At 60.8% G+C, this 3,407-nt stretch carries 2 protein-coding genes and 1 pseudogene; 2 read left to right on the top strand and 1 reads right to left on the bottom strand.

From position 1 onward, the window contains the following. A pseudogene (locus AC1DKV_RS40280) lies at nucleotides 1–109 on the bottom strand (hydrolase); the annotation flags it as partial. A gap of 403 nt (nucleotides 110–512) precedes the next feature. On the opposite strand from AC1DKV_RS40280, the gene AC1DKV_RS40275 reads away from it, so the two are divergent. Then, nucleotides 513–1,673 carry a hypothetical protein gene (locus tag AC1DKV_RS40275; RefSeq protein WP_477139741.1) on the top strand — a complete coding sequence of 387 codons (1,161 nt, stop codon included), beginning with the start codon at nucleotides 513–515 and terminating at the stop codon, nucleotides 1,671–1,673. A 316-nt stretch (nucleotides 1,674–1,989) separates the two neighbouring features. Further along, on the top strand, nucleotides 1,990–3,135 hold the full coding sequence (locus AC1DKV_RS40270) for a GGDEF domain-containing protein (RefSeq protein WP_477139740.1): 1,146 nt from the start codon (nucleotides 1,990–1,992) through the stop codon (nucleotides 3,133–3,135). Nucleotides 3,136–3,407: the final 272 nt, after the last annotated feature.

Here is a 3,407-nt window from a genome sequence, read left to right as displayed (position 1 = left end):
TGGTCTGGCGGTCCATCGACTGCACGCCAAAGGCCATCTGGGGCTGGTGGTCGATGACGATCAGCTGGCTGTTGCGCGGGGTCAGGACTTGCAGTTTGGCGTTCGACACGATGTTCTCCAATTAAGGTGATTCAATGATTTTGAGTTTTATCCGGTAGCGCCTGGCTTGCTTCGTTGCCTTGTTGCGCTGCCCATGTGCAGAACTATAACCAGCGTCAGACCGCGGAAAGTGGCCCATCACTGTCATAGTTAGTCAAAATAATTGAATGTTTTTCGGTCCGGCGGAAGGAGTCCGCTCAGCTAAGCGGCCGGCTAAATCCGCGGCGCGCTCAAGCTGCTGCGTGTGCATCCGGCCAAGCGCATCGAAGTGTTGCTGCCAGATCCTTCCCCGGAGGTGCCAGGACGCCCTGGCCCCCGAACACATATGCCTCACCAGGCATTTATCATTATTTATTTGCGAAGGATAAATTATCCAGATAGGATAAATGGTGATAATCGCACCAGGAAGACACATGTCCAAGCCGTCCGCCGCCTCCGAACGCTACACGTTTCGCCGACCCGCGTTGGCGGCAAGCTTCTGCGCTGCCTTGGCCGGGGAGGGAGTCCAGGATGCCCGCTCGGGCCTGTTCCTCGCGGCGCCGCGTCGGGTAGGGAAGTCCACCTTCCTGCGCGAGGACCTTACGCCGGCCGCCGAGCAGCGCGACTGGGTCACCGTGTACGTCGACTTGTGGTCGAACAAGGCGCATGACCCGGGCGAGCTGATCGCCGACGCCATCAAGCACAAAATTGCCGATCACACCGGTGTCGTGAGCAAAGCCGCAAAGGCTGTCGGCCTCACCAAGGTCACCGTCATGGGCACCCTTGGGTTAGACCTCACCGCCACGGGACTACCAGCGGGCGTCACGCTCACGCAGACCCTTGAGGCGCTGCGCAAGGCCGCCAGGAAACCCGTTCTCTTGATCGTTGATGAAGCGCAGCATGCTCTGACCACGGAGAAGGGCGTCGAGGCAATGTTCGGCCTGAAGGCGGCGCGCGACTCGATGAACGTTTCGGGCAAGGCCCCGGACCTCATGCTGGTCTTCACCGGCTCAAGCCGGGACAAACTCGCGCACCTGGTCATGAATTMGCGCATGCCGTTCTACGGTTCCCAGGTGACGCCGTTCCCGCTGCTCGATAGAAACTTTACCGACGAATTCACCAAGAGCGTAAATAGGGCGCTCGCCGCGGGCAATCAGTTTGAGCCGGAGGCCGTCTACGAAGCCTTCGTGATGGTCGGGCATCGCCCGGAGATGCTGCGCCACCTGATTGGCACGATCGCACTGGCGAACGAATCGCCAAACCTCAGTGCCCGGCTCAAGGATGACGCGACGCTCGTCCAGGAACGCTTGTGGCATGACGTCGAAAGCGACTTCACATCACTGTCGCCACTTCAGCAGGCGGTAGTGCGTGTCATGGCTGACAAGGATGGTCAATTCTCTCCCTTCGGAGAGAGCGCCATTTCCGCGTACAAGGCCCTTGTGCCGGATCATGTGAGCGTCAGCGCTGCGACGGTTCAAAATGCAATTGACGCCCTTCGTGAGCGTGAGATCGTATGGAAAGAGTCGCGGGGCTCGTACGAGATCGAAGATCAAGCGTGGCTGAGTTGGCTCCGCGCCAAAGGCCTGACGTCCTGAAGAACGCGGTAACGCGGTGCGCCAGGCGATGCGCCAGGCGAGGGGTCACCGAAGGGTAGTGCATGGCGCGCCGCCCGGTGTACCGGTCCCCAAATCGCGTATGCTTCGCCCTGCCTTACACGGGCGCAGGTAGGTCTTGCGCCCGTGGTTTCCCAATGCATTGCCCCTGCGGTGGGATTGCCGAATCTCCACCTGCCACGGCTAGCCGTGCAGGGTGCAATGCCAGCTTGAACAGGCATACTCACATGACTGCATTTCCTACAGTATCACGACCGGTCACCGGCCACGGTCAATCCTGTATCTCCACGGCTGACCAATGCTGAACCTGGACCTGCGCTCCATGTCGGCGATGACGGGGATGATCAATATCGCCCTGTGCATCATCCTGCTGGCCTTTCGCCGCGCCTATCCTGCCTCCATCAAAGGCTTGTTGCCTTGGGCGCTCGCACCGCTGCTTTGCGCGCTTTCCGCCGCCTTCTATGCGATGGACGGGCAGTGGCCGGCCGTGCTCGTCGCGTTTGGCGGTAACGCGCTGCTGCTTTCGGGCTGCGCATTGTTCTACTTCGGCAGCCAGCGCTTCTACGGGGTGCCCTGCACCTGGAAATACTGGCTCGGCGTGGGCATTGGCTGCCTGGCCGGCATCGCCTGGTTCCTGCTGGTCTATCCCGACTACCGGATTCGCGTGTTGCTGCTTACCACGGTGCTGGCCGCAATATGCCTGACTCATGCGCGGATGACCTGGCAGCACGGCCGGGGTTTTGCGCCGCGCTTCATGGCAGTTGTCCTCGCTTTCCAGGGGCTGGTCCTGCTGGTGCGGGCAGCGACGACGCTTTTGCAGGATACCGTCAATACTCCGCGGTTTTCCCCTTCGGCTATTCAGACCACGTACATTGCAGCGTATTGTTTCGCGTCGCTGTTCGTCTGCCTTGGCCTGCTGCTGACCGTGAGCGAGCGGTTGCGCGCGGAGTTCGAGTACCTGGCGCAACGCGATGACCTGACAGGGGTATTGAACCGCCGGGCTGTGCTGCACGCAGGGAGTCGCGAACTGAATAACCAGCGCGGCAGCGGCCAGCCACTGTCGTTGCTGCTGATGGATATCGACCACTTCAAGCGCATMAATGACCAGCACRGACACCTKGTGGGTGACCGCGTGCTGGCTCATTTCGCACAAACCGTGGGGCGGGCGCTGCGCTACACGGACTATCTCGGCCGTTTTGGCGGCGAAGAGTTTGTCGTGCTGCTGCCGCGTACCGGCATGGAGGCCGCGCTTGCAATGGCCGAGCGCGTGCGGCAGGCAGTGGAGCAGCAATCGGCCATCGCAGGGCAGCCCGGCTGCACGGCAAGCCTGGGGTTGGCCAGCATCGAGGCCGGGGAAGCGACCCTTGACGAATTGCTGGCGCGAGCCGATTCGGCGCTATATCGCGCCAAGGCCGATGGGCGCAACCGTGTTGAGGCAGGCTGAGCCGGGGCTTCCGCATTCAACGGGCGCCGGTCACTTGCCGGCGGTTGCCGCGATAACGAGGAAAATCCTGGATGGCCGCGCCAACATGATTTGCGGCTCGCTACATGATTTAACATAAGACTAATTATGCGAACATTGGATGTAKCGGCAAAGTTGTAATGTCCGGTTCTAGCAAAGTTCAAATGTCCGCCTGAGGGCCTGTCCATGGTATTCAGCCTGCCCGGTTGAATGCAATGGAGACGCCCGAGGATGGCTAGACCCGAGGTCATTAC

The sequence above is a fragment of the Cupriavidus sp. 05T41 genome, from assembly GCF_056396525.1.
This window is presented reverse-complemented; position numbering and strand designations above follow the sequence as displayed.